The organism is Nocardia pseudovaccinii NBRC 100343, assembly GCF_001613225.1.
GTDB lineage: Bacteria > Actinomycetota > Actinomycetes > Mycobacteriales > Mycobacteriaceae > Nocardia > Nocardia pseudovaccinii.
Window position 1 is genome coordinate 1 of record NZ_BDBY01000098.1, and the last position, 25,336, is coordinate 25,336.

26 protein-coding genes and 1 pseudogene are annotated in these 25,336 nt (G+C 66.4%); 10 read left to right on the plus strand and 17 right to left on the minus strand.

Translation table 11 applies throughout. From position 1 onward, the window contains the following. Positions 1–291, minus strand: a pseudogene (locus NP3_RS10940) (dienelactone hydrolase family protein); the annotation flags it as partial. A gap of 44 nt (positions 292–335) precedes the next feature. Here NP3_RS10940 and NP3_RS10945 point away from each other — a divergent pair. Beyond that, positions 336–1,682 carry a CoA transferase gene (locus NP3_RS10945; protein WP_084508436.1) on the plus strand — a complete coding sequence of 449 codons (1,347 nt, stop codon included), beginning with the start codon at positions 336–338 and terminating at the stop codon, positions 1,680–1,682. A 21-nt stretch (positions 1,683–1,703) separates the two neighbouring features. Here NP3_RS10945 and NP3_RS10950 read toward each other — a convergent pair whose 3' ends face one another. Then, complete coding sequence (locus NP3_RS10950) at positions 1,704–2,276, minus strand: TetR family transcriptional regulator (RefSeq protein WP_063040308.1); 573 nt, start codon at positions 2,274–2,276, stop codon at positions 1,704–1,706. Positions 2,277–2,460: 184 nt separating this feature from the next. Here NP3_RS10950 and NP3_RS10955 point away from each other — a divergent pair, with 184 nt between their 5' ends. Genes NP3_RS10955 through NP3_RS10965 form a run of 3 tightly spaced genes read left to right on the plus strand, consistent with a single transcriptional unit; the run spans position 2,461 to position 5,628 of the window. Beyond that, positions 2,461–3,666: an FAD-dependent monooxygenase gene (locus tag NP3_RS10955; protein ID WP_063040310.1), complete on the plus strand. Its 1,206-nt coding sequence runs from the start codon at positions 2,461–2,463 to the stop codon at positions 3,664–3,666. Positions 3,667–3,715: 49 nt separating this feature from the next. Then, the gene (locus tag NP3_RS10960) at positions 3,716–4,744 is read left to right on the plus strand and encodes a nucleoside hydrolase (RefSeq protein ID WP_063040357.1); all 1,029 of its coding nucleotides are present in this window, start codon (positions 3,716–3,718) and stop codon (positions 4,742–4,744) included. Continuing rightward, on the plus strand, positions 4,741–5,628 hold the full coding sequence (locus tag NP3_RS10965; RefSeq protein WP_157124252.1) for an amidohydrolase family protein: 888 nt from the start codon (positions 4,741–4,743) through the stop codon (positions 5,626–5,628). Before NP3_RS10960 ends, NP3_RS10965 begins: the two co-directional genes overlap by 4 nt. 3 nt (positions 5,629–5,631) lie before the next feature. On the opposite strand, the gene NP3_RS10970 is transcribed toward NP3_RS10965, so the two are convergent. Then, positions 5,632–6,273, minus strand: coding sequence for an NAD(P)-dependent oxidoreductase (locus NP3_RS10970; protein WP_063040312.1), 642 nt, complete (start codon positions 6,271–6,273; stop codon positions 5,632–5,634). Positions 6,274–6,393: 120 nt separating this feature from the next. Between NP3_RS10970 and NP3_RS10975 the strand changes: the two genes are divergently transcribed. Then, complete coding sequence (locus tag NP3_RS10975; RefSeq protein ID WP_063040314.1) at positions 6,394–6,888, plus strand: MarR family winged helix-turn-helix transcriptional regulator; 495 nt, start codon at positions 6,394–6,396, stop codon at positions 6,886–6,888. A 48-nt stretch (positions 6,889–6,936) separates the two neighbouring features. Here the strand turns inward: NP3_RS10975 and meaB are convergent, their stop codons facing one another. Genes meaB through NP3_RS10990 form a run of 3 tightly spaced genes read right to left on the minus strand, consistent with a single transcriptional unit; the run spans position 6,937 to position 12,124 of the window. Further along, entirely contained in the window at positions 6,937–7,932 is a 996-nt protein-coding gene (meaB, locus tag NP3_RS10980) for a methylmalonyl Co-A mutase-associated GTPase MeaB (RefSeq protein WP_063040316.1), read from the minus strand. 44 nt (positions 7,933–7,976) lie between these two features. Beyond that, the gene (gene scpA, locus NP3_RS10985; protein ID WP_063040318.1) at positions 7,977–10,277 is read right to left on the minus strand and encodes a methylmalonyl-CoA mutase; all 2,301 of its coding nucleotides are present in this window, start codon (positions 10,275–10,277) and stop codon (positions 7,977–7,979) included. Continuing rightward, a complete protein-coding gene (locus tag NP3_RS10990) occupies positions 10,277–12,124 on the minus strand; it encodes a methylmalonyl-CoA mutase family protein (protein ID WP_063040320.1) in 1,848 nt (615 codons plus the stop codon). Before NP3_RS10990 ends, scpA begins: the two co-directional genes overlap by 1 nt. Before the next feature lie 176 nt (positions 12,125–12,300). Here NP3_RS10990 and NP3_RS10995 point away from each other — a divergent pair, with 176 nt between their 5' ends. After that, complete coding sequence (locus NP3_RS10995) at positions 12,301–12,984, plus strand: TVP38/TMEM64 family protein (RefSeq protein WP_174566197.1); 684 nt, start codon at positions 12,301–12,303, stop codon at positions 12,982–12,984. Between the two features lie 224 nt (positions 12,985–13,208). Here NP3_RS10995 and NP3_RS11000 read toward each other — a convergent pair whose 3' ends face one another. The 4 genes from NP3_RS11000 to NP3_RS11015 form a co-directional block, all read right to left on the minus strand. Continuing rightward, positions 13,209–14,111 (minus strand): S1C family serine protease, encoded by a 903-nt coding sequence (locus NP3_RS11000; RefSeq protein WP_063040363.1) that lies wholly within the window; start codon positions 14,109–14,111, stop codon positions 13,209–13,211. Between the two features lie 247 nt (positions 14,112–14,358). Beyond that, positions 14,359–14,562: a hypothetical protein gene (locus NP3_RS11005; RefSeq protein ID WP_063040322.1), complete on the minus strand. Its 204-nt coding sequence runs from the start codon at positions 14,560–14,562 to the stop codon at positions 14,359–14,361. A gap of 23 nt (positions 14,563–14,585) precedes the next feature. Then, positions 14,586–14,951 (minus strand): nuclear transport factor 2 family protein, encoded by a 366-nt coding sequence (locus tag NP3_RS11010; protein WP_063040324.1) that lies wholly within the window; start codon positions 14,949–14,951, stop codon positions 14,586–14,588. A gap of 108 nt (positions 14,952–15,059) precedes the next feature. Beyond that, the gene (locus tag NP3_RS11015; protein WP_063040326.1) at positions 15,060–15,452 is read right to left on the minus strand and encodes a hypothetical protein; all 393 of its coding nucleotides are present in this window, start codon (positions 15,450–15,452) and stop codon (positions 15,060–15,062) included. Between the two features lie 164 nt (positions 15,453–15,616). Between NP3_RS11015 and NP3_RS11020 the strand changes: the two genes are divergently transcribed. From NP3_RS11020 to NP3_RS11030, 3 genes are read left to right on the plus strand one after another with little or no spacing between them, the layout of a single operon-like run. Continuing rightward, positions 15,617–15,934 carry a hypothetical protein gene (locus tag NP3_RS11020; RefSeq protein WP_040691888.1) on the plus strand — a complete coding sequence of 106 codons (318 nt, stop codon included), beginning with the start codon at positions 15,617–15,619 and terminating at the stop codon, positions 15,932–15,934. 4 nt (positions 15,935–15,938) lie between these two features. Then, positions 15,939–16,484 carry a DUF6879 family protein gene (locus NP3_RS11025; RefSeq protein WP_063040328.1) on the plus strand — a complete coding sequence of 182 codons (546 nt, stop codon included), beginning with the start codon at positions 15,939–15,941 and terminating at the stop codon, positions 16,482–16,484. Beyond that, on the plus strand, positions 16,481–17,320 hold the full coding sequence (locus NP3_RS11030; protein WP_063040330.1) for a helix-turn-helix domain-containing protein: 840 nt from the start codon (positions 16,481–16,483) through the stop codon (positions 17,318–17,320). Before NP3_RS11025 ends, NP3_RS11030 begins: the two co-directional genes overlap by 4 nt. Here NP3_RS11030 and NP3_RS11035 read toward each other — a convergent pair whose 3' ends face one another. From NP3_RS11035 to argS, 5 genes are all read right to left on the minus strand, one after another. Continuing rightward, positions 17,321–18,124 carry an LLM class flavin-dependent oxidoreductase gene (locus tag NP3_RS11035; protein ID WP_063040365.1) on the minus strand — a complete coding sequence of 268 codons (804 nt, stop codon included), beginning with the start codon at positions 18,122–18,124 and terminating at the stop codon, positions 17,321–17,323. Between the two features lie 69 nt (positions 18,125–18,193). Beyond that, positions 18,194–19,501: a YhgE/Pip domain-containing protein gene (locus tag NP3_RS11040; protein ID WP_063040367.1), complete on the minus strand. Its 1,308-nt coding sequence runs from the start codon at positions 19,499–19,501 to the stop codon at positions 18,194–18,196. A gap of 108 nt (positions 19,502–19,609) precedes the next feature. Continuing rightward, a complete protein-coding gene (locus NP3_RS46625) occupies positions 19,610–20,545 on the minus strand; it encodes a CorA family divalent cation transporter (protein WP_084508440.1) in 936 nt (311 codons plus the stop codon). A gap of 3 nt (positions 20,546–20,548) precedes the next feature. Continuing rightward, entirely contained in the window at positions 20,549–20,737 is a 189-nt protein-coding gene (locus NP3_RS11050) for a hypothetical protein (protein WP_063040332.1), read from the minus strand. Positions 20,738–20,936: 199 nt separating this feature from the next. After that, a complete protein-coding gene (argS, locus tag NP3_RS11055; protein ID WP_063040371.1) occupies positions 20,937–22,700 on the minus strand; it encodes an arginine--tRNA ligase in 1,764 nt (587 codons plus the stop codon). Between the two features lie 175 nt (positions 22,701–22,875). On the opposite strand from argS, the gene NP3_RS11060 reads away from it, so the two are divergent. Next, on the plus strand, positions 22,876–23,412 hold the full coding sequence (locus NP3_RS11060; RefSeq protein ID WP_063040335.1) for a DUF3558 family protein: 537 nt from the start codon (positions 22,876–22,878) through the stop codon (positions 23,410–23,412). A 58-nt stretch (positions 23,413–23,470) separates the two neighbouring features. Here NP3_RS11060 and NP3_RS11065 read toward each other — a convergent pair whose 3' ends face one another. Further along, positions 23,471–24,718, minus strand: a complete 1,248-nt coding sequence (locus tag NP3_RS11065; protein ID WP_063040337.1) for an SPFH domain-containing protein — start codon at positions 24,716–24,718, stop codon at positions 23,471–23,473. Then, positions 24,719–25,150, minus strand: coding sequence for an NfeD family protein (locus NP3_RS11070; RefSeq protein WP_063040373.1), 432 nt, complete (start codon positions 25,148–25,150; stop codon positions 24,719–24,721). Positions 25,151–25,336 lie beyond the last annotated feature (186 nt).

The following is a 25,336-nucleotide window of genomic DNA, read 5'->3' on the forward strand; positions in this document are numbered from 1 at the left end:
AGCCGCCCAAGCGGCTTGTAGCGTGCGTCCGTCCGGTCCGGGAAAGGTGATCGCGGTGGCCGGGACCGCGCCGTTGGTACCCGGCGGGGCCGACGACGCCGCGGGTTTCGAGCCCGTCGACGCGGTATTCGCCTGGTCGCCGCTATTGGAGCAGGCGGCGAGCAAGGCGATCGCGGCGGTGGCGCCGACCCCGAGCATTCCTAGTCGGCGCAGTGCTTCCCGGCGGCCGATCAATCCGTCGGCATGGTCGGTGGCTATCTCTTCGGCGATATAACGCTGCAGCGGCGTCATGGCCCCGACCCTACTACTGCGGCACAACAACTACTCTCGATCTCGTGATTGCGCACGAACAGCTGGTCCGCGACTACGAGGCCGGAATCGGTGTACCGGCCTCCGGCACCGTCCCCGCCGCCGATCCGGGCAGCTGTTTGGCTGCGGCGCTGCCGGTTTGGGCGCTGGCCGCCGGATCGGTGGCCGCGGTGACAGCGGCGGCGAACCGAATCCGCGACGCACACCACCTGAATCCGGTGCTGCACCGGCTGGATCCGGTCCGGATCACCGCCGCCTTCTCCAGTGAACGCCTGCTGCGCGTCGGCGGTGCGCCCGCCAAGGTATTCGCCGATCTGTCGGGATTCTTTCCCACCTTCGACGGCTGGGTCCGCACCCACGCCAACTATCCACATCACCGCGCGCGATTGCTCGCCTCGCTCGGACTGCCCGACGACGCCCCCGTCGATCTCGCGGTGGCGCAGATGGCGATGAGCCGGGCCCGCGATATCGAGGAACGTGCGGCCGCGCACGGCGCCATCGCGGTCCAGGTGCGGAGCGAGCAGGAGTGGGCGGAGAGCCAACAGGGTGCGGCCGCCGCCTCCGGTCCGCTGGTGGCGGTCGACACCCGGATCGACCGTGGCGAACTCGGCCTGCCGATCGGGGCATCGCCATTGCAGCCGTTGCGCGGGGTTCGGGTACTCGATCTGACCCGGGTGATCGCCGGACCCGTCGCGACCAGAACCCTGGCGCTGCTCGGCGCCGAGGTGCTGCGGATCGACCCGCCGCACCTACCCGAGATCCCATGGCAGTACCACGACACCTGCCAGGGCAAGCGCTCCACGCTGCTGGACCTGCACCGGCACCTGCCGCTGTACAACGAGCTGCTAGCCGCCGCCGACGTAATGATCACCGGATATCGACCCGGCGTACTGGAAAACGCCGGGCTCACCGCCGCCCGTCGTCCCGGCCTCGTACACGGTCGGATATCGGCGTGGGGCGAATCGGGCCCGTGGGGTCGGCGGCGCGGTTTCGACAGCATCGTGCAGGCCGCGGCCGGTATTTCGATCGTGGAGGGCGCACCCGCGGTCCCGGGGACGCTGCCCGCGCAGGCACTCGACCACGCCTCCGGCTATCTGCTCGCCGCCGGGGTGATCGATGCGCTGGTCGCCCGCGCACATGACGGTATCGGCCGCGATGTCCGAGTCGCGTTGGCGCGCACCGCATCCTGGCTCCTCGACGCGCCCGGACGCGCCCCGCGTCACCCGCAGGCCGCGCCGCCGAGTCCGATGGCGGCGGTCACCCACGGCAATGTCACCACCGCCGCACCGGTGCTCGCCGAGTATCCGGATTACGCGTGGCCCGCACCGCGTTACGGCGCGGATCGGCCGGTGTGGCCGCTGCACACCCGATAGACCCCGCGCTGTTCGACGCGCTCAGGACTCACCGGCCAGGGCCGCAATCGCCTTGGCCAGTCGTGCGCCGTCGGGCAGGTTCTCACCCCCGGTGATCGTCCGCAGGATGCCGAGGCCCTGGGTCAGCACGAAATACAGCTCACCTATCGCCTGGGCGGTGTCCGCATCGAGGTCGGGACGGGATTCCCGGACCGCTCGACCGATGTCCTCGTATGCACCGTTGAGGCTTTCGTCCATGAATGTCCGCGATTCCGGTGTCCGCGCGACGCGCACCAGATTCTCCAGACTGGCCAGCATGCCGTCCCGGTTGTCCTCGAAGACCTGCGGCATCGCGTTCCACATCTGGGTGAACGCCTCGAGCGGCGGCTGCCCACCGCCCGCGCGGATCAAGGCCTCCATCCGGTCGCCGATATCGTTGCCGAGCGCCTCCGCGAGCGCCTCGGTGATCAGCCGATCCTTCGACCCGAAGTGATAGCCGATCGCGGCCAGGCTGACACCCGCGGCCGCGGCGATATCGCGCGCGGTCGTCTTCGCCACGCCACGTTCGATGATGGCCTTACGCGCTCCCGCCAATAGGTCTTCTCGGTTTCCCATGACCTCAGCTTACACACGCCTGAGACATTTGTACTAGACATTCGTGCCAACTTCGTGTTAGACATACGTCTGACACATTCGTTCGAGAGATTGGCCCGGTCACATGAGAGAGCGCAGCGATCGAATCAATGACACAGCCATCCGTGATGGTCATGACGGAGCCGAGCGTCAGCGAGGCGGAGTCATGAGCATCAAATCCCTCCACATCCTCATCAGCGGCGGCGGCATCGCAGGCAACGCACTCGCATTGCAATTGCTGCGGGCGGGCGTCCGAACCAGCGTCGTCGAGCGCGCTCCGAAGCCGCGCCCGGGTGGACAGGCCGTTGACCTGCGCGGCCCGAGCCGCGAGGTCGCCGAGCGGATGGGTCTCGTGCCGGGCATCCGCAAGTACCAGCTCGACGAGCGCGGCATGGCCTACGTCGACGAAAATGGCCGGGAGTTCGCCCGGATGCCTGCGGAGATGTTCGACGGCAAGGGCCCAGTGGCCGAAATCGAGATCACCCGAGGCGATTTGAATCAGGTACTGCTCACCGAACTGGCCAGCACGGCGGGCGAACTCGATTACCGCTACGGCGAGTGGATCGCGGCGTTGCGCCAGGACGACACGGGCGTCGAGGTCGACTTCGCATCGGGGCGGACCGAGCGGTTCGATCTGGTCGTCGGCGCGGACGGTGTGCATTCGGCGACCCGGCAGCTGGCCTTCGGACCGGAGGAGCAGTTCGTCACCTATCTCGGCGGCTACATGTCGTTCTTCACCATCCCGACACCCGCCGGAACCGAGCCGGGCTGGTTCAAGATGCATACGGTGCCCAGTGCCGCGGTCGCGATTCGACCTGATGCCGATCCGGCCACCTCGAAGGCGATCATCACCCTGCGCACCGAGGCCGATCCGGCACTGCGCCGCGATGTCGCCGCGCAGCAGCGGCTCATCCACGACATGCTGGCCGAGGCCGGATGGGAGGCCCCGGCCATCCTCGACGCGATGACCAGCACCCCGGACTTCTACTTCGACATGCTGGCGCGCGTCGATATGCCGTCGCTGTCGACCGGACGGGTCACGCTGCTCGGCGACTCCGGCTTCTGCGGCTCCCCGATGACCGGTATGGGCACCGCGATGGCCATCGTCGGCGCCTACGTCTTGGCCGGTGAAATCGCCGCCGCCCCAGATGATCTCGCGACCGCACTGAACCGTTACGAGGAGATCGTCCAACCGTTCCTGGACAAGGCCAAGGAGCTGCCCGGTGGCGGCATCAAGATGATGCTGCCCACCTCGCGCCTCGGCTCGCGGATGGCGCGCACGAGTATGAAGGTGATGACCTCGCGGGTGATGCGCCCGGTCATGCTGCGGATGATGTCGAATACCGACGACTACGTGCTGCCCACCTACTGAGCCGCCCGGGGCCGCTCGCTAGGCTCGACTGGTGCGGCAGAAGATCGTCATGGATGTCGATACCGGGATCGATGATTCACTCGCGCTTCTCTACCTGCTCGCCTCCCCGGAGGCCGAGATCGTGGGAATCGCCGCCACCGCGGGCAACGTTCCCGCACCGCAGGTGGCGGCGAACAATCTCGCCTGGCTGGAGGTGTGCCGTGCACCCGATATCGAGGTCGCGCTCGGTGCCCCGGAACCGCTCGCGATCCCGCTGCGCACCACCGAGGACACGCATGGGCCGCAGGGTGTCGGATATGCGGAACTGCCGCAATCCGCGCGGCACATCTCGGCCCGGGCGGCGGCCGAGATGTGGGTCGAGCTGGTGCGCGGGGCTCCCGGCGAGATCGTCGGGCTCTGCACGGGACCGCTGACGAATCTGGCGCTCGCCCTTCGCCTCGAACCACGACTGCCGCTGCTGCTGCGGCGGCTGGTGATCATGGGCGGAGCCTTCAATCACCCGGGCAACACCACGCCGACCAACGAATGGAATGTGCACGTGGATCCGGAGGCGGCCAAGGAGGTCTTCGACGCCTTCTCCGCCGCCCCCGCCGACCGGCGGCCGATCGTGTGCGCGCTCGATATCACCGAGACCATCGAAATGCGGCCCAAGCATGTGGCGCAGCTCGCCGAACGCGCGGGGAGTCTGCCGGTGGAGCTCGTTTCGGAGACCGATCCGCCGGAGGCCAGGTCCGCGACGAGCAATCCGATCGTGCGTCACTTCACCGATGCGGTCCGGTTCTACTTCGATTTCCACAAACTCTACGACCAGGGCTATCTCGCGCATATGCACGATCCGTTCGCGGCGGCCGTCGCGCTGGATCCGGCGCTCGCCATAACGCGACCTGCCACAGTCGATGTCGAACTCGTCGGCGCCATCACCCGGGCCACCACGGTGGCGGACTGGGCGGGTATGTGGGGCCGAGAACCCAACGCCGACATCGTGGTCGGCACCGACCCCGAGGTGTTCTTCGAGCGATTGATCACCAGGGTGGGTGACTTCGCACGGTCGGTATACCCGCAGGAGGCTGCTCGATGATCGGTGACAGCGACGACAATACCTACCTGACCGCTTTCCGCACCCGGCTGGAACTGCCCGGAATCATCGACGTCCATACGCATTTCATGCCGGAGCAGGTCATGGCCAAGGTGTGGGCGTACTTCGATTCGGCCGGTCCGCTGGTCGGCCGGGAGTGGCCGATCGCCTACCGCGACGACGAGCAGGTCCGTTTGAAGACATTGCGCGGCTTCGGTGTTCGCGCGTTCACCTCGCTGGTGTATCCGCACAAGCCGGATATGGCGGCGTGGCTCAACGAATGGACCGCCGATTTCGCCGAACGCACCCCGGACTGCCTGCACACGGCGACGTTCTATCCCGAACATTACGCGGACAGCTATGTGGAGGCGGCGATCGAGCGCGGCGCCCGGGTGTTCAAGGTGCATGTGCAGGTCGGCGATTTTCATCCCGGTGATCCGTTGCTGAATCCGGTGTGGGGCATGATCGAGGACGCCGGGATACCGGTGCTGATCCACTGTGGCTCCGGACCCGCGCCCGGCGAGTACACCGGACCGGAACCCATTGCCGGTCTACTGCACCGCTATCCGCGCCTGCAGCTGATCATCGCGCATATGGGCACACCCGAGTACTCCGAATTCCTGGATCTGGCAGAGGAATACCCGGGTGTGCACCTGGACACGACGATGGTGTGGACCGATTTCACCGAGGCCACCGCACCCTTTCCGACCGCCGAGCACGCCAGACTGCACTCGTTGCGTGACCGCATTCTGTTCGGTAGCGACTTTCCGAATATCCCTTACTCCTACGGGCATTCGATCAGTGCGCTGGAGCGCCTGGAGCTGGGTGATTCCTGGCTGCGGCAGGTCTGCTACCGAAATGCCGCACGGATCTTCGACATCGCCTGACACTCACAGCGATGCGACGGTGAATCTGGTTCGCCGGTGCGCGGGCCGCTCGGCCTCGTCGAGCAGCGCTACCGCGAAATCCGCCATGGATATCGCCGAGACTCCGTCGGCATTCGTGAGCAGTTCGTCCGTGCCGAGCCGGTAGGCGCCGGTTCGCCGACCCGGCACCAGTTCGGCGGGCGGGCTCAGATACGTCCAGTCGGCGGCGGTTTCGGCACGGCAGATGGCGAGCTGGTCGGCGCAGGCGCGGGCGATGGCACGCAATTCGACCGGGAAATCCGGGCTTTCGTGCAACGTCAGCGCGTCGTCGCCGGGTATGAGCAGCGTGGCCGCGCCGCCGACCACCAGCAGCCGCACGCCGGTGCGCGCCAAGCCCGACAACAGCACCGAGGTGATGGCTGGCAGTTCGTGCTCGCGACCGGGCGCCGGGCGGGTCGCGGTGATCACGAGGTCCTGTCCGGCGCTCAGGGATATGACATCGTCGAGGTTCGCCGCATCACCCGAGCGCAACGTCGCCGCGGCGGGTACCGCACCGGCACGCGCGAGGTCGCGGACCACCGCGGTGACTTCGTGCCCACGGTCCAGTGCCTCGGCCACCACTCGGCCGCCCACGTCGCCCGATGCTCCGAATACGGTGATACGCATGATGATTCGCCTTCCATCCGGATCTGGATCAATTACTCAGCCCTAAGGAACATAGCTTAGCGTTAAGCAATTCCCGGCTATGAGATACCTCACCACTGAGGTATTCGCTAGGCTGCGGGCGTGACAGATCATGTCGAACGGGTGCTCGATCAATGGCGCGTACAGCGTCCCGACCTGGACGTCTCGCCGATGGCCGTCCTCGGCAGATTGACCAGGCTGTCCCAGGTGGTCGGCACCGAGCTACGCAAGACCTTCGCCGCGCACGGACTCGATGCCGCCTCCTTCGACGTGCTCGCCACCCTTCGTCGCAGCGATCCACCCCACCGCCTCACCCCCACCGAACTCATGCGTTCGGCGATGATCACCTCTGGCGGTGTCACCCAACGCCTGGACCGCCTGGAGGAACGCGGCCTCGTCACCCGCGCACGCAGCGAACACGATGGGCGGGGCGTGCGCGTCACTCTCACCGATGCTGGGCGCGAACTCATCGATGCGGCACTCCCCGACCACGTCGCCACCGAGGCCCGCCTGCTCGAACCTCTCACGCCCGCACAGCGCAAGCAACTCGCGACCGCTTTGCGCACCCTGCTCGAGGCCCACGGCGATTCGGTCTGACACACTGGGCGACACCCCGCGGCACCGCCGCGGCGGGGTGTCACCACCTCAACTGTCGAAGGCGTCGAGGAGCTGCTCGGCGGCCAGTGCGGCGGTCAATGTGCCGTCGCGGACCTGCTTCTCCACTTGTGCGCGAATGGCTTTGACATTCGGGTTCTCCGCGAGGCGGCGCAGCAGTTGGTCGTGCACCATGGTCCAGGTCCAGTCGACCTGTTGGCGGCGCCGCTTCTCGGCGAATTCACCGGCCTCGGTGAGCACCCGGCGGTGTTCGAGGACGGTGTCCCAGAACTTGTCCAGCCCATGGCCTTCCAGACCGCTCATAGTGAGCACCGGCGGACGCCAGAGCGCGTCGTGCGGATGGATGAGGCGCAGCGCCCCGGCCAATTCACGGGCGGCGGCCTTGGCCTCGATCTCGTGTTTGCCGTCGGCCTTGTTCACCGCGACCAAGTCGGCGAGTTCCAGGACACCTTTCTTGATGCCCTGCAGCTGATCTCCGGTGCGGGCCAGGGTCAGAAAGCAGAACACGTCGACCATATCGGCGACCGTCACCTCGGACTGGCCGACACCGACGGTCTCCACCAGGATCACGTCGTAGCCCGCCGCCTCGAGCACCACGATGGTCTCGCGGGTCGCCTTGGCGACACCGCCGAGGGTGCCCGCTGTCGGCGAGGGCCGGATATAGGCGTTGCGCTCCAACGACAGTCGTGCCATGCGGGTCTTGTCACCCAGGATGGAGCCGCCGGTGCGGGTGGAGGACGGGTCGACGGCCAGCACCGCGACCCGATGCCCCTTGCCGATCAGATCCATACCGAGCGCATCGATGAACGTCGACTTGCCGACGCCGGGTACACCGGTGATACCGACTCGATTCGAGGTGACCGTATCGGTCGGCGGGGTCAGCCGCAGCAGTAGCTGCTGTGCGAGCTCCCGATGATCGGCCCTGGTCGACTCGACCAGGGTGATGGCCCGGGCAAGGGCGGCCCGCTCCTGAGAGCGGACCGCCTGCGCGAGTGCGTCGACATCTATGACGCGCTTCGCACCCATCGCCCGACCACCACCGCTGCTCGAATCGCTGCGCGATGCTGGAGTCATTCGCCGCTGCCGCCGCCGATCTCGTGACCGAGTTCGCCCGCCAACTTCTTCAGCAGATCGATCGCGGCGTCCGCGATCACCGTGCCGGGCGGGAAGATCGCCGCCGCGCCCGCCGCGTACAGCTCCTCGAAGTCACCGGGCGGGATGACGCCGCCGACGATGACCATGATGTCGGGTCGCCCGACATCGGCCAGTGCCTGCCGCAGGGCGGGCACCAGCGTGAGGTGGCCGGCCGCCAGCGAGGACACGCCGACGACGTGCACGTCGTTATCGGCCGCCTGCTGCGCCACCTCTTCCGGGGTCTGGAACAGCGGGCCCACATCGACGTCGAAGCCGAGGTCGGCGAAGGCCGTGGCGATCACCTTCTGACCTCGGTCGTGCCCGTCCTGGCCCATCTTGGCGACCAGGATGCGCGGCCGACGACCCTCCGCCTCGGCGAATTCCTCGACGAGTTCGATCGCCTTGCTGATATTTGTCACCTTCCCGGCCTCGTCGCGGTACACACCGGAGAGCGTACGGATCTCGGCCTGGTGGCGGCCGTACACCTTTTCCAGCGCATCGGAGATCTCACCGACGGTGGCCTTGGCGCGCGCGGCGTTGATGGCCAGCGCGAGCAGGTTGTTCTCCATGCCACCCTCGGAAGAGGCCGCCGCACGGGACAATTCGTCCAGCGCCCGCTTCACCTCGGCCGAATCGCGTTCGGCGCGAAGCCGGTTCAGCTTCTCGATCTGTTCGGCGCGCACCCGCGAATTCTCGACCTTGAGGACCTCGACCTGCTGGTCCTCTTCGACCTGGTACTTGTTCACGCCGATCACGGGCTGCTGACCGGTATCGATGCGAGCCTGCGTCCGAGCGGCCGCCTCCTCGATGCGCAGCTTCGGGATGCCCTCGCCGATCGCTTGCGCCATACCGCCGTGCGCCTCGACCTCGGCGATATGCGCGCGGGCGCGGTTGGCCAGCTGGTGGGTGAGCCATTCCACGTAGTACGAACCGCCCCAGGGGTCGATCGGGCGCGTGGTGTTGGACTCCTGCTGAATCAGCAGCTGGGTATTGCGGGCGATGCGCGCGGAGAAGTCCGTCGGCAGGGCCAGCGCCTCGTCGAGCGCGTTGGTGTGCAGCGACTGGGTGTGGCCCTGGGTCGCGGCCATCGCCTCGATGCAGGTGCGCGCCACATTGTTGTAGGCGTCCTGCGCGGTCAGCGACCAACCCGAGGTCTGCGAATGCGTCCGCAGCGAAAGCGATTTCGCGCTCTTGGGCTCGAACTTCGCGACCAGCTCGCTCCAGAGCAGCCGTCCCGCACGGAGTTTGGCGACCTCCATGAAGAAGTTCATGCCGATAGCCCAGAAGAACGACAGCCGCGGCGCGAACTTGTCGACCTCCATGCCCGCGGCGATACCCGCGCGAATGTACTCGACACCGTCGGCGAGGGTGTAGGCCAATTCCAGATCGGCCGTGGCTCCGGCCTCCTGGATGTGGTAGCCGGAGATGGAGATCGAGTTGAACTTCGGCATCTTCGCGCTGGTGTAGGCGAAGATATCGGAGATGATCCGCATCGAGGGCTTGGGCGGGTAGATGTAGGTATTGCGGACCATGAACTCTTTCAGAATGTCGTTCTGAATGGTTCCGGCCAGCTGTTCCGGTGCGACGCCCTGTTCCTCGGCCGCGACCACATAGAGCGCGAGGATCGGCAGCACCGCGCCGTTCATGGTCATCGACACCGAGACCTGATCCAGCGGGATGTGGTCGAAGAGCTGACGCATGTCGAGGATGGAATCGATGGCCACACCGGCCATCCCGACATCACCCTGGACGCGCGGGTGATCGGAGTCGTAGCCGCGGTGGGTGGCCAGATCGAAGGCGACCGACAGACCCTTCTGGCCCGCCTGCAGATTGCGGCGATAGAAGGCATTCGAATCCGCGGCGGTGGAGAAGCCCGCGTACTGGCGAATGGTCCATGGCTGGTTGACGTACATCGTCGGGTACGGACCGCGCAGGAACGGCGCGATACCGGGCACGCTGTCGAGCGGATACCCTTCGGCCGCAATGGCATCGCGGTCGGCCCTGGTGAAAACCGGTGGCACGTCGATACCTTCGGGCGTCGACCACACCAACTGTTCGGGGGTGTAGTTGTTCGCCTCGGCGGCGGCGCGCACATAGGCGTCGACCTGTGCGGAGTCGACGTCGGCGGGTTCGGCCGGACGTTCGGACAGCGGCACCTCGGCGAAACTGCCGATCCGATGCTCGATGCCGCCCGGCTCGTCGATTTCGCCCGGCTTGTCGATATGACTCAATGTCATCAGGCTCCCACCTTCTCCAGCAGGTCGGACAGTGCGGCCACCGCATCGATGCGGGCCGCGAGATAACCGTCGGGGCGCTGTGCGGCGCCGAGGTCGGCAACGGCCTTTTCCGCACCGGCCAGCAGCACCGTCTCGATACCGGCGGCACGCAACTGCTCGGCCGCCGGACCCGCCTGCTCGGTGTAACGCTTGTCCGAACCACACAATACGGCGATCGTGGCACCGGATTCGGTTGCCGCCGTACCGATTCCGGCCACGTCCAGCGGACCGGGGTTGATCGACTCGATACCGCCCGAGGCGAGCAGGTTCGCAATGAAGGTGACCCGCACATTGTGCTCGGCCACTGTTCCCAGCGGCACCAGCAGCGCACGCGGTCGCGCACCCTTGGCGGCGAGGTAGGCATCCGAGCGATTGCGCAGTGCCTCGAACGCAGCGCCGTAGCGAACCCCCTGTCCGGGCCGGCGCGCGGCCTCGGACAGCGGCTGTTCGGCCAGGTTCGGGAATTCGTTGACACCGGTGACCGCCGTCTTGCGGTGTGCCACATCGGCATCCCGGGCCGACCGGGTCGCGGCGATCCGCTCGGCGAGCAGGCCGGAGTCCAGTGCGGCCAGGTAACCGCCCGCGGCCTCGAGCTCCTGCATGAACTCCCATGCCTTGGCGGCGAGTGCGGCGGTGAGATCCTCGACGTACCAGGAACCGGCGCCCGGATCCTGCACGTGACCGAGGTGCGACTCCTCGAGCAGCAGCAGCTGGGTATTGCGAGCCATGCGGTCGGCGAACGACTTCGAGACGCCGAGTTCGCCGGGCGGCAATGCCGAATCGAAGGGCAGCACCGTGACCGTGTCCGCGCCACCGACTCCCGCGCCGAAGGCCGCGAGGGTGGTGCGCAGCATATTCACCCACGGGTCGCGCTGGGTCATCATCGCCGCGGAGGTCACCGCATGCTGCGGGGCGTCACCGAATGCGGGTGCGCCGCACACATGCGCGACGCGGGCCCAGAGCTGGCGGGCCGCACGGAATTTCGCGATGGTGGCGAACTGATCGTCGGTCGCGGCGAAGCGGAACTCCAACTGCTCGAAGGCATCCGCGATGTCCTGACCGCCTGCGGCGAGTGCACGCAGGTAGGCCAGACCGGCGGCCACCGCCGCACCGAGCTCCTGAGCGTCCGAGGCGCCCGCATCGTGAAAGACGGTGCCGTCCACGGTGATAGCGCGCACGGTCTCCGGACGCTGCACCGCCTGACCGGCCAGGGCGATGGCCTCCGCCAGTTGGATATCGGCGGTTCCGGCGAAGCGACTGGTGAGCGGGGCCGCACCCAGGGCGACTCGAATTTCGGTCCGGTCCGCCACCTGGTAATCGTCGAGCTGCGCGAAGACCTGTTGTGCCGCTGCGGAAACCGCGTCACCCGCGGCGAGTGTCAGCGGCGCCAGCTCGAACAGCAGACCCGACAGGGCCGCGGGCAGTTCGGCCACCGGTACACCGCGCTCGCCCGCGCCGAGCCACAGTGCACTGATCCCGTTCTCCAGTGCGGCCAGGATCTCGCGATTCGCCGCGGCACCGTCGGCCGCGCCGATGAAGGCGCTGACATACCAGCCGCGATGCACGTCCCTGGTGGCGTCGCGGCCACGGACGAACGGATATTCGCCAGGCAGCGGCAGTTCGGGCCGCTCATCCCCGCGGGTGTACAGCGGGGCGATGGTCAGACCGTCGTAGGTCTGTTCCTCGAGCAGCTTTTCTGGCTCCTCCGGAAGTTCGGCGACGTCGACCCTGCGGGCCTTCGCCAGCACCCCCGCCACGCCCTTGCGCCATGCGGCGTAATCGGGCACCGGCTCTGAAGCAATCGGCATAGCTGCTGTTCCTCTTCTCCTCGGCGCACACCCTCGCGTGCGCCCGAAACCGTTGCATTCGCCCAGCTCAGCGAGCACATCGGTTAACGAGCATTCGTCGGCGTTTCCTTCGATGCTAGCGGCAGCTCCACAGCCGGTTGACCGTGGCCGCCACTACCAACGGGTAACCTTGCGCGGTGCTCAGGCTCATCCGTGACCCACGCATCCTGACCCTGCTCGTCGGTGGCGCGGCGCTGTTCATCGCGGCCATGCTGGTCCCGCTACCGACACCGCAGCAGATGCAGGACTGGGCCACCTCGGTCGGCCCGATCTTCCCACTGCTGTTCTTTGTGGTCCATGCGCTGGTCACGGTTGCTCCGATCCCACGGACCGTGCTGACGGTGAGCGCGGGCGTCCTGTTCGGCCCCGCGCTCGGCATCGTCCTGGCCGCCTCGGCGACCACCGTCAGCGCCGCACTGGCGATTCTGCTCGTCCGCGCGCTGGATCGCGATCGAGTGGCCGCCCACCTCACCCATCCGGCGGTCCGGTCCATCGATGAACGCCTCGAACGCCGCGGCTGGCTCGCCGTCGGCTCGCTGCGCCTGATCGCCTTCGCACCGTTCTCGGTGATCAACTACTGCTGCGCCCTCTCCTCGATCCGCTTCTGGCCATACCTGATCGCCACCGTAATCGGCATCCTTCCTGGGACCATCGGCACCGTCATCCTCGGCGATGCGCTCACCGGACGTACCCACCCCGGCATGCTCGTAGTCTCCGGGGCGCTCATCGCCATCGGCATCATCGGTTTGATCGTCGATGCGCGCTGGTCGCAAACCCGCGAACCGGATCTCGAGACCGCCCCGGTCACCGTCACCGACTGACGCCCGAGCGGCGTATGCAACGCCTTGCATCGATTCCGGTTTGCGGTTGTGCGCGGACGGCTAACCCGCAACAGCAACGACCGCTCGAAGGGAGGTGACGAACGATGGCGGTACAGGCAGTCGAACCAGGGCCGAATGGCAATAACCACGACAACTGGAATCAAGACCCCCGCGAAGATCTAGCCGACGACGTCATCCGACCGTGGGGCCGATGACAACCTGAGCTAATCCACGGTCAACTCGATCGGGATGGCGAAGACATCGACCATCGCGCCATTGCGCAATACCGTCACCGGCATCGAGACCCCGATGGCGTCGCCGAAGAGTTGGCGTTGGATGCCCTGGGCGTCGGCCACTTCCGAGCGGGCGACGCTGAGCACGAGGTCGCCGCGGCGCAGCCCCGCGTGATCGGCGGGGCCGCCGCGGACGACTTCGACGATGCGGACACCGGCATGTTGGCCGGTCCGGGCGGCGACCGATGCGGGCAAGGGAGCCGGAACACCGACCAGGCCCAGGTAGGCGCGGCGCACCCGGCCGTCTTTCAGCAGGGTGCTGATGATGCGGCGAGTGGTGGCGTTGATCGGAATGGCGAGGCCGAGGCCGACGCCCGCGACCGCGGTATTGACACCGACCACCCGTCCCGATGAATCCGCAAGTGCGCCACCGGAATTGCCCGGATTCAGGGCGGCATCGGTTTGGATGACGTCCTCGATCACCCGACCGGCCCGGCGGGAAGCGACTGGGACAGCTCGCCCCAGCGCGCTCACAACGCCCGCGGTCACCGAACCCGCCAACCCCAGCGGACTCCCGACCGCCACCACCAATTGGCCGACCACCAGCTTGTCCGCATCGCCGAGCACCACCGCACCCGGCGCACCGGCGCGGGCGCGCAGCACCGCGAGATCGGAGAGCGGATCGATGCCGACGACGTCGATGCGCGATTCCACACCGTCCGCGAACACCACATCGCCGCTGCTCGCCGAGCCGACCACGTGCGCGTTGGTCAGCAGGAATCCGTCATCGGTGAAGACCACCGCGGATCCACTCCCCCGCCGGGTTCGCACACTCGCCACATGCGGGGTGACCGACGCCGCGACGGCGATGACCGACCGCGAGTACGCGTCCATCGCCGAATCATCCAGATCCCGTTGCCGTGTGGTGTCTTCCGGACCCGGCAACGGGCCCGACTCGTCGTCCACGCTGACCACCATCCTGCTCATCGGGCGCGCACTCGATATCTAGGCCGCCCTCTCCAGCATCCTCCGCCGCATCGTCCGCTGCAGCGTGTTCGCCACAGGCGCAACCGGATTCATCCGACGTTCACCGACGCCCGCCGAGGCAGCGCGGCCGGGCACAACTATGACCCGAACCGTCTCAGACGATATCCGGTGCGAGCGTCCGAGGCGCGACGGAGCCGGGGCGGGTCGCCATTTGGTCGTCACCGCCACCTGCCCGACGATGCCCGCGATGCCACCGTGCCCGCACCTGCTCCGAGCAGCCGAGCGTCGTCAGCCGAGGGTCGCCGCCGCGCAGCACCTGCCCGGCCGTCGCCCGGCCGAGCTGGTGCGCGCGAACCACGCGATTGGTGGAGATTCGTTCGACTACGCGCCGGGCACGCGATCCAGGAAGCCGTGCACACCGATGATCCGGCCGTCCTCGGCGAGAGTGATCACATCCGTCCCGGCGACCGGTGCGCTCCCGTCGGCCGAAACCAGCTCCCAGGAGAACCGGGCGGTGCTGTGGTGTCCGTCGACCGCACCGAGCTGGCGGAATTCGAATCCGGGGAACTGCTGGTGCACACCCCCGATGGCCGCGGTCAGTTGCTCGTGTCCGGCCACATCGGCCAGCGGATCGGTGTAGAAACCGTCCTCGCGCCAGGCCGCGGCCACCGCCTTCGCGCGCACCTCGTCATCGGTGGCATTCCATGCGGTGAAGTAGCGCCGCACCGCATCCTCGTACTGAGACATAGCGAATTATCCTCTGCTGGAAGGTATTTCGGTCCCGCCGGAAAGCTCCGGCGATACCTCAACCTTGCCCGCTGCCGATCACGGAGTCGATTACGCGCGAGGTAAGGATCAGCGCGCGAACCACCGCGGCCACTGATGGCCGCGCTCCCACACCGTGTCCCCCGCGACCACGACCAAATCGCAGATCTCGGTGACCGCGCGCCGCGACGCCCAGATGTGCTCTCTGCTCGGCACGATGACCGCATGCGCACCGCAGCGCACGATGGCTGCGAGCAGCCGTGCGACCGGATCGCCCTGCGGCCCCACCTTCATCGAGACCAACTCGTACCCCATTCGAGCCGCGCAGCAGCGGGTCGCCCGCACATCGTGATCCACCATCGATCCCGAAATATCCCACCGCACGAACCCGATCGCCCACGGTTTGGTCGACACCCCGTTACCGAGTGCCCCCGTTTCGCTCGCCAACCGCCCGACGACCTCCCATGCTTCCGACCCGCTCATGTCACCAAACCTGTCTGCCAGCACCCACCGAGAACGGTAGAAAATCGGCCGGGCGCGGCACCATGGTTTTGCGGGGATTTGCGGAAGTTGTTGACCCATTTGGCGCTGACCGGTGACGATGGTGTGCAGCCAGCGCAATACCCACGCGAGACGAGGCCACTCTGATGCGTATACAACTGCTCGGCGGACCCACCAACAACACCGGCTCGCCCCGGCTGTGGATCGATGAGGATCGACATCTGTATCTCGTGCAGGGCTACCGGGTGGCCCATGACGCGAACCGCGTCGAAATACCGCATATGCTGCTCGGCTGGCTGCAGCCGGGCACCTATATCGGCGCTCCGCTGCTCGATTCCGGGCACGGTTCCTTCACTCTCGCCGGACAGCCGATCACCGATCCGGATGCCTTGGCGCACATGCGGATTCCCGAGCACGAAACCGCGGTCGCGGTCCCGGTCGGACAGAGCCCGTGGGAATGGTAATGCAATGCTCTTCTTCACCATCGAGGAAACCAACGATCTCATACGCGAGACCCGAAGCGACGCTTTCCATCTCGAGGTGTCCGATGATCACTCCCAGGTCTCCGACGAGACCGAACCGATGCGCCGCGTGCTCGCAGGCCTGCCGCCGTTCGAGGAGGACTCCTATCCGCCATCGTGGCGGGCCTGGGAGGAGCTCACCAGCGAGGTCGCCGGACGCGGTGTGCCGATCCGCCGCGTTCGGGTGGTCTCGGAGCCGCTCACCGACTACGTGCGATTCCTGCACGCGCTCACCGATCGCAATCAGCGCTACGGCGAGGACATCCGCTGGCTGCCAAGGCATCTCGCCGATCCCTCGGAATACACCGATGACGAATGGTGGCTGCTCGACGAGACGGTCGCCTTTACGATCTTCACCAAGACCGGCGATCTGGCGGGGGCCGCGGTGACCACCGACCCCGTGCTGGTCGCACGCTGCACGACAGTACGAGATACACTGTGGAACAAAGCAATTCCGCACCACGACTATATGCCCGGCGGGCGGAGTGGATGACCGGTGTCGAGCAGTCCCGGCAAGCCTTCGGGGCACGCTTACGCGAACTGCGCAAGGCCGCACATCTGACCGGCGTGCAGCTTGCCGCCGCCGCGGGCTGGCATTCGGCCAAGGTGTCGCGCATCGAACACGGTAAACAGACGCCGAGCAATAGCGATCTGGCCGAGTGGTGCCAGCTGTGCGGCGCCGAACTGCTGCTGCCGGATCTGCGTGCGGCACTGGCCAATATCGAGGCGCTCTGGCAGGAGTGGCGGCGCATCGCCGCGACCGGACATGCCCAGCAGCAGCGCCGCCGCATCGAGTTGGAGGCGCGCGCCACCACCATCCGCAATTTCGAGAACGCGGTCGTCCCCGGCTTGTTGCAGACCGAACCCTATGCCAGGGCAGTGCTGGAGACCTGTATCGACTTCGTCGGCGGTATCGACGATATCGATCGCGCGGTAGCGGCGCGGATCGCGCGCCAGCGGATTCTGCACCACGGCACCCATCGGATCAGCATCCTGTTGGCCGAACAGGCGCTCTACACCACGGTCGGCGACAACGAGGTGATGGCCGGTCAGCTCGAACGTCTCATCGATGTGATGCCGCTGCCCCGGCTCGCACTCGGCATCATTCCGCGCACGGCGGACTTCCTTTACACCACAACCTGTTTCGTACTGCTCGACAAACGCATCGCGGAGGTCGAGACCATCTCGGCAGGTCTCACCATCACCCAGCCACGCGAACTCGCGTACTACGAGAAGACCTGGGCAGCACTGCACCGGCAGGCCCGGTACGGCGAAGCCGCCCGAGCCATAATCACCGATGCACTAAAGCTGCGGTTGACGCAGCTGTAGTTACAGTGCCGCACGGAGTTTCGCGGCATTCTCGTAATCGCGCTGCCATTGCGGGCCGACCGGGGCGAGGATGACGCGTTCGACGCCGACGTCCCGGTGGGCGGCGAGCGATTCGACAGCGGCCGAATGATCAGCGGGCAACGCAGGCGCGACCACGGTAACCGCAGGCACCGGACGATCGAATTCTGCGGCCAGCGCCCGCAATTCGTCGAAGTCGGCAGCCAACTGGTCCAGGCCCGGCTGCAGGGTGATCCAGCCCTCGGCGTATTCGGCCGCCCGCCGCCGTGCCCGAGTCCCATTTCCCGCCACCAGGACCGGCGGCATCGCCGATCCGGGTGCCAGCGCGACGTCGACGCCGTTGACCGTTGCGGTCGAGCCGGTGACGAGATCGGGCAGCACCCGCAGTGCCTCATCGGTGCGCCGCCCGCGGTTCTCGAATGTCGTACCGGCCGCGCGCCAACCGATATCGCCGTGCGCCGGATTTCCGGTCCCGACACCCAGCAGCAATCGGTTCGCCGATACGTACTGCAGTGTGCTGATCTGCTTGGCCGCCCACGCCACCGGGCGCAGTGCGAGCAGCATGACGTTGTAGCCGATCCGGATCCGGTCGGTGACGGCCGCCGCGGTCGCGAGCGTCACGGTGCTGTCCAGCATGGGCGCGCTGGCGACGAGATGGTCGGTGGACCATACCGATTCGAGGTCGAGTTGTTCGGCGAGGCGGGCGGCGGCGCGCACATCGCCGAGGATCGGATGCGCCGGATCGGGGGTGGAAGTCGGGAGGATCACGCCGATATCGAAGGTCATGAGCACAACGTTAGGAACGAATCGTGAGCGTTCCAATGGCTCGATCACTCAGTCCCATGCCCGCAGCGCTCATTCGGTCGCGGCCGCCTGCTCAGCAGGTTTGCGGTGCAAGCCCTTTCGGTCGTAATACTGGGTCACCACGGCACCGACGACCAGGCCGATACCCAAACCCAGCACCGCCATCCAGCCACCCCGCGCGAGTCCGGCGGCACCGTTGGCGTTGAAGTAGAGGATGGCACGCAACCCGAGGAAGACCTGATGCATGGGTTCGAAGGTGGCCAGCCACTCGAAATACGTCGGCGTCGCTTCGATGGGCACGCTACCGCCCGAGGAGGGCAGGCCGAGCACGATGAACAGGATCAGATTGACCAGCAGACCCGCGGTGCCGAGCGCGGCCAGCACCGACAGCGCGGTCACCCCGACCGCGATGATCGCCAGCACGCAATACAGGAACAGCGCGAGCGGATGATCGATCGGCACGTCCAATGCCGCTGCGACACCGAGGAATACCGCCGAGACGATCGGTGCGGTGACGATCAGGATCGCCCATTTCAACAGCAGGGTGTGGAAGCGGGAGATCGGTGCGGCCGGATAGTGCACGTACCACGGGCCGTATTCGGTGGGTGCGAAACCCAGGGCGGAATCGGTCATCGCGTGGATGATCATCGCACCGGTGAATCCGGCGAGCAGGACCATGATCGTGTAGAAGAACGCGGACAAACCCTGTCCGGTGCCCTCGGGCAGCGGCCGATACGGATCGACCACCACCTGGATCGGATGGGCGAGCATCAATTGGCTGGCACCGGCGAGCTGCGGCGCCTGGCCACCCGCGGCGGGTTGCAGCTGGGTCTGCACCGTGTCGGTGAGTTGTTTCCCGACGGTCTCGTCGACGCGAGTCAGCGCCTGCTCGGCAATGCGCTGCATGACCCCGGTGGCGAAACTGCCCGCCCGAGGATTCGTGTGCACCGTGATGATCGGCTGTTCGACCTTGCCCGGCACCACACCGGCCGCGCCGAGAATGGCCAGCCGCTTGGTGAAGTCACTGGGGATGACGATCGCACCGTAGACCTTGCCCTGACTCAGTTGCCGTTGCGCCTCGGCGAATCCGACGACACGCAGGTCGATCTTGTCGGTGGGCAGGCTCGCGACGAGTGCGCCGGTGATCTGATCGCCGACATTCGCGAGCTTGCCGCCCAGGGTATCGCCATCGTCCTGATTGACCAATGCGACAGGGAAATCGTGCAGGTTCTTGGTCGGATTGACCACGTACGCCAGATACATCGTGCCCAGCAGCGACATGAGCAGGGTGACCACGGCGATCGGGGCGATCCAAGCCCGTAGCCGCAGATGGCGGGCGGCCGTTCCGGCAATCGTCATGGGCGCACGGTAATCCGTCGCGGCGGTGTTTCGGTACCGATCCGGCGCGTATCGGTGGCTGCTCACACCCCGGCACGGACACCCATCACCGAGACCGCGATCACAGCCTCAGCGCAGCCAGCCCTTCCGCTTGATATAGACCAGCGGGATCACCGCCGCCACCAGGGTCATCAGCGTGGTGGCGAGAAAGCCGTGCTCCCATTCCAATTCGGGCATCCAGGTGAAGTTCATGCCGTAGAAGGTCGCGATGAGGGTCGGCGGCAGGAATACCGCGGTGATGATGGTGAACACCTTGACGATCTGGTTCTGCTTCACGTCGAGCCAGGTCATCACCGACTGCTGCAGATAGCGCACCTTGTCGTGTTCGAAGCCCGCATGCTGTTTCACGCCATCGATATCGGCGATCAGGATGGCGATCAAGCTCTCGAGATCGCCGGAAGGCGTATCGGCCATGAGATGGCGTGCGGCGCGGGCCAATTGGAGTTGGGTCTCCTGCACCCGCGAGACGATCTCCTCGGCGGCGTTCATCCGCGACATGGTGCCGCGCATATCCGCGACGCCGATTTCGCGGCCGCGGCGGTCGTAGCCATTGGTGGCCATCTCGATATCGTCGTTCATCGCCTCCAGCGCGTCGCTGGCGCAGTGGATGACCCGCTCCGACGCCTCGTTCAACGCCCAGAGCAGCGCGTACATCACCCCGTGCGAGGATCCGGTGAGACCCGGATTGCGGCGCATCTTCGCGACGGCCTTGTCGAACGGCGTGAAATGCGCATCCGGTTGCCGGGTGACGAGGAAATCGCTGCCCAGTGCGAAGACGATGGTGTCGCGTTCGATGGCGTCGCCGCGTTTGTAGGTCAGGACGACGGGCAGATAGATGAAGCTGTCGGTCTCGAAGACCCGATTCCGCGCGGCGGCGAAGTCGACGCCGAGGCGTTCGCGCAGCACCGCGGCCGCATCGGCGTCGCTCGTCGCGAGCGGAATCCAGTGATGCTGCAGTACTTCGGTATCGAAGCGATCGGCCGGGGCGGCCGTGACCGTGGTCATCGGCTACTGCCCGTAGGACGAATGCGCCGGGGATACCGACGACGAACCGACCGGTTGCTGCGGATGAGCATAGTGCATCGTCAGTAGTCCCGCGCTGATCAACAGATACAAACCAATGGTGAACCAGATCGCTTGTCGCTCGAGATTCGGTGCGCGGTGCGGAGATTCGACCTTGTTGAACAGCGTCGCCATGGCAGGCTCCAATGCTTCCGTACGTCCAGTGGCCGCGCTCGCCACGATGCACTGGCGAACGCCATTGGCGGGGCACCCCGCTTCATCGGTTGATCTCGGCGCACGAATTGCGCCATCAATCATTAGAAACCCGCCGCAGCGGTCCGTCAATCAGTTGCGCAAGTATGCGCAATCGGCGATATCGGGTGACCGAGCCTGGTTACATGCGCTCGGGTGCGGCGATGCCGAGAAGTCCGAGTCCGTGCGCGAGCGTCCGTGCGGTCGAATCGCACAGTGCGAGACGGTTTTCCCGCACCTGGTCGGGCGCGGTGAGGACCGGGCAGGTTTCGTAGAAGGCGGTGAAGTCGCGCGCGAGGTCGTAGAGGTATCCGCACAGTCGATGGGGTTCGAGGGTTGCGGCGACCCCGATTACGACGGCGCCGTACGCATCGAGTTCGAGTGCCAGTGCCCGTTCAGCGGGTTCGAGCGCGATTGCCGGATCGATTCGCACGGTGTGATCTCGAGCTTTGCGCAGGATGGAACGGATTCTGGCGTGCGCGTATTGCAAATAGACGCTGGTGTTGCCGTTCAATGCGACCATGCGGTCCAGATCGAAGGTGTAGTCCTTGACCCGAGAAGTGGACAGGTCGGCGTATTTGACCGCACCGATCCCGGTCGGTTCGGCGATCGCGTCGAGCTCGGTGGCGGGCAGGTACGGATTCCGTTCGGCGACAACGGCTCTGGCCTTCGTGACAGCGTCGTTCAGCAGGTCCGTCAGTCGGACTGTACCGCCCGCCCGGGTTTTGAAAGGCCGCCCATCCGGGCCGAGTACGGTGCCGTAGGCGATGTGTTCGGCCTCGATGACATCGGTCGCCCAACCGGCCCGCCGGGCGGCTTCGAAGACGAGCCGAAAGTGCAGGGCCTGACGGGAATCGGTGACATACAGCAGCCGCTCGGCACGCAGGGTCCGCACCCGGTACCGGATGGTCGCCAAATCCGTTGTGTCGTAGCCGTATCCGCCGTCGCGCTTGCGCACCATCAGCGGGACCGGTTGGCCGTCAGGGCCATCGACCTCTTGGGAGAAGACGACCAGGGCACCGTCGCTCTCGACGGCGATCCCCTTGTCGACCAACTCGGCGATGGTGTCGGCCAGCATCGGGTTGTAGAACGACTCGCCGACATAATCGTCGGCCGTCAGCAGCACACCGAGCCGATCGTAGATTTCACCGAACGCCCGCTCCGATTCGGCGACGATCTCCCGCCACCGCCGCAGGGTGGGCGCATCGCCGGATTGCAGCGCCACCACCCGAGCCCTGGCCCGCTGCGCGAACGCCGGGTCACCGTCGAATTCCGTCCGCGCCGCCTTGTACAAGCCATCCAATGCCGAGACCACCGACGCATCGCCGCTCAGCTCATCGTGGCGCCAGAGCAGCCCCGGATGCTCATCCAGATATTGGATCAGCATCCCGAATTGAGTCCCCCAGTCCCCCAAGTGATTCTGCCGAATCACCACCGCCCCGAGAAAGGCCAGCACCCGTGCGATGCAGTCGCCGATGATCGTTGTCCGCAGATGCCCGACATGCATTTCCTTGGCGATATTGGGCGCCGAATAGTCGACCACGGTCCGGCGCCCACGCTCGAAATCCGGTACACCCAATCGATCATCAGCGAGTCGAGCCGAAACCTGTTCCCACACAGCATGATCCGAGACAGCGATGTTGAGGAATCCCGGACCCGAAACCGTCACCGCGTCGAACAGGCCATCGCCCGTACCCAACGCCGTGACCAATTCCGCGGCGAACTCAGCGGGCCGCACCCCCACCCGCTTCGCGACCGCAAGCGCGACATTCGACTGGAAATCGGCACGCTCCGAGCGTCGCACCACTGGATCCGCGCCCACCAGGTCCGGACGAGCCCGACCGATCGCCGCGCCTACGGCCACGGCAATCCGATCGAGCAGCGGCAATACCCCTGAATCAGCCACGCGCAATCCCTCCTGTCCTTGTGGACCGTGAGTATCGCAGCGCACCCGATGCCAGGCCGAACCATTTTCCGCGGCCAGCGCTGACCAGGTCACAGCGCCGAGACCGCCCTGCCTGCGGACCGGCCGGTAGCCTCGACGGGTGGCCGGGGCTCGGTGTTCGAGGAAGGGAGCGGCTGTGACCGCATTCCGTGTGCGTAGCGGACTGGCCGTGCTCGCGGCTACCGGACTGCTGACCGGCTGTTCGGATAAGGCCGCGCCGGACGCCCATCCCACCGCCACCCCGACAGCCAACTCGTTGGCGAACTGCGCGCCACTGACCGAAGAGCAGATCAGCCGTACCGCGCAGGCCGACACCCTCGCCACCCGCCACCGCCCGCCGGTCTGCGTCTGGCAGGCGCAACGCGGCTCCGACGAATCCGACCTGACTTTCACCTACACCGACCGCGAATCGCTCCAGCAGACATGGCAACGGGCCGAGAACGACGGGTTCCAGACCGAACATCTGACGATCACCGAACAGATCTTCGGCGCGACCGTCACCGCGACCGGTTTCTACATCCGCAATCCGCGCGATCCTGGTGACTGCGCGGTCGCAGCCGCGGACAACGGCACCATCGTCTGGCGCGTCCAAAACCATTCCCACACGACAACACCCGACCCCTGCGCCATCGCACTCCAATTGGCAACGCTGACCATCGATCTCGCGCCCTAGGCATCGAACAAGGCACCCCGGACCTCGCCGAGATCCGGGGTGCCTGTGGTCTCACCGACTACTGTGACGGCGGCTGCCAGGGCTGCCCCTGCGGCCCGTCCGGGCGGTACGGCGGCTGATGCGGCGGAATCTGCTTGGGCGGGGTCTCCTGCTGCGCGGGCATGACCGGCTGGTGTGGGGACGGTTGGGTCCGGGTCACCGGGGTCGCCACGCCCTCCACCGAAGCGCGGGCATCGGCCTCCGCGGCGCGAACCGCCTGTTCGATGGCCGGATCCCGGGCCGTATCGAACCAGCCCTCGACGTCGGAATCGTCCTCCGGCTTGCTCTCCACATCGTCGACCGGGGTGGGTTCGTAGCGGAATACGCCGTCCTCGCCCTTGGTCGCGAAGTTCTGAGCGAAGCCCTCGAGCGCCTTGCCGAAATCGCTCGGGACCAGCCACACCTTGTTCGCGTCACCGCGGGCGACCATCGGCAGCGTCTGCATGTATTGGTAGGCGAGCAGTTCCGGCGTCGGCTTACCGGATTTGATTGCGGCGAAAACCTTTTCGATGGCCTTTGCCTGGCCCTGCGCCTGCAGGTAGGCGGCGGCCCGTTCACCCTGGGCGCGCAGAATCCGGCTCTGCCGTTCACCTTCGGCCGCTAGAATCGAGGACTGCTTGGCGCCCTCGGCGGAGAGAATCTGCGCCTGCTTGGCGCCCTCGGCCGTCTTGATCTGCGATTCGCGGGTGCCCTCCGCGGTGAGGATCATGGCGCGCTTCTCGCGGTCGGCCTTCATCTGCTTCTCCATCGACTCCTGGATCGATGGCGGCGGATCAATGCTCTTGAGTTCGACCCGCGCGACGCGCAGCCCCCAGCGGCCCGTGGCCTCGTCGAGCACCCCGCGCAACTGACCGTTGATCTGATCGCGGGAGGTCAGCGTCTGCTCCAGGGTCATGCCGCCGACCACATTGCGCAGGGTGGTCACGGTGAGCTGCTCGACGGCCGCGATGTAATTGCTGATCTCGTACACCGCCGCCTGTGGGCTCGTCACCTGGAAGTACACGACGGTGTCGATGTGCAGGGTCAGGTTGTCCTCGGTGATCACCGGCTGCGGCGGGAAGGACACCACCCGCTCGCGCAGATCGACCTTCGCGCGGATCCGGTCGGCGAAGGGCACCAGGAACGTCAGCTGGCCCGAGACTGTGCGCGAATATCGACCTAATCGCTCGATAACGGCCGCCTCCGCCTGTGGCACCAGAGCGATCGATTTGAAGACCACCACCACAACCAACAGCACCAGCACGGCGGCAACGATGAGCACGGCCATTTACGGCTCCTTCCAGACGACGGCGGTCGCGCCATCGATCTTCATGACGTACACCGTGGTTCCCTTCGGATACTCGACCGTCGAATCGAACGGCCGCGCGGTCCACTCTTCGCCACCGATTTTGACCAGGCCGCTGTGCTCGGCGACCGGTTCCAGCACCAGCGCCTGCTTACCGGGCAGCGCATCGACATTCGTCGGGATCGGCGGCGGAGTTCCGAAGCGGCGCCGCAGAACTGGTCGCACCCCGAGCAGCAGCACCAGCGCCAGCACCGCGAAGATCACGGCGTCGGCGACCAGCCCGGTATCGGCCACCGCACCGACTCCCGCGGTGCCGAGCGCGGCGACGCCCAACATCAGCAGCGTGAGGTCCCCGGTGAGCATCTCCGCCGCCGCGAGCAGCAGGCCCGCGACCAGCCAAACGATTGCGGCCACAGCCCCACTGTAGTTGCCCGAACCACTTCTGTGGCGCGACAAACCCGAGATCATCGACGGCGGCTCGACGCGGGCCATGCCGTACTGCTCAGCCATCGCAACAGAAACGACTGTGCGCCTATCGATTTCGATCGAAACGGGGCACGGCGCCGATCCCCTGAACCAAACCGGCTCCGCATCCGTAAT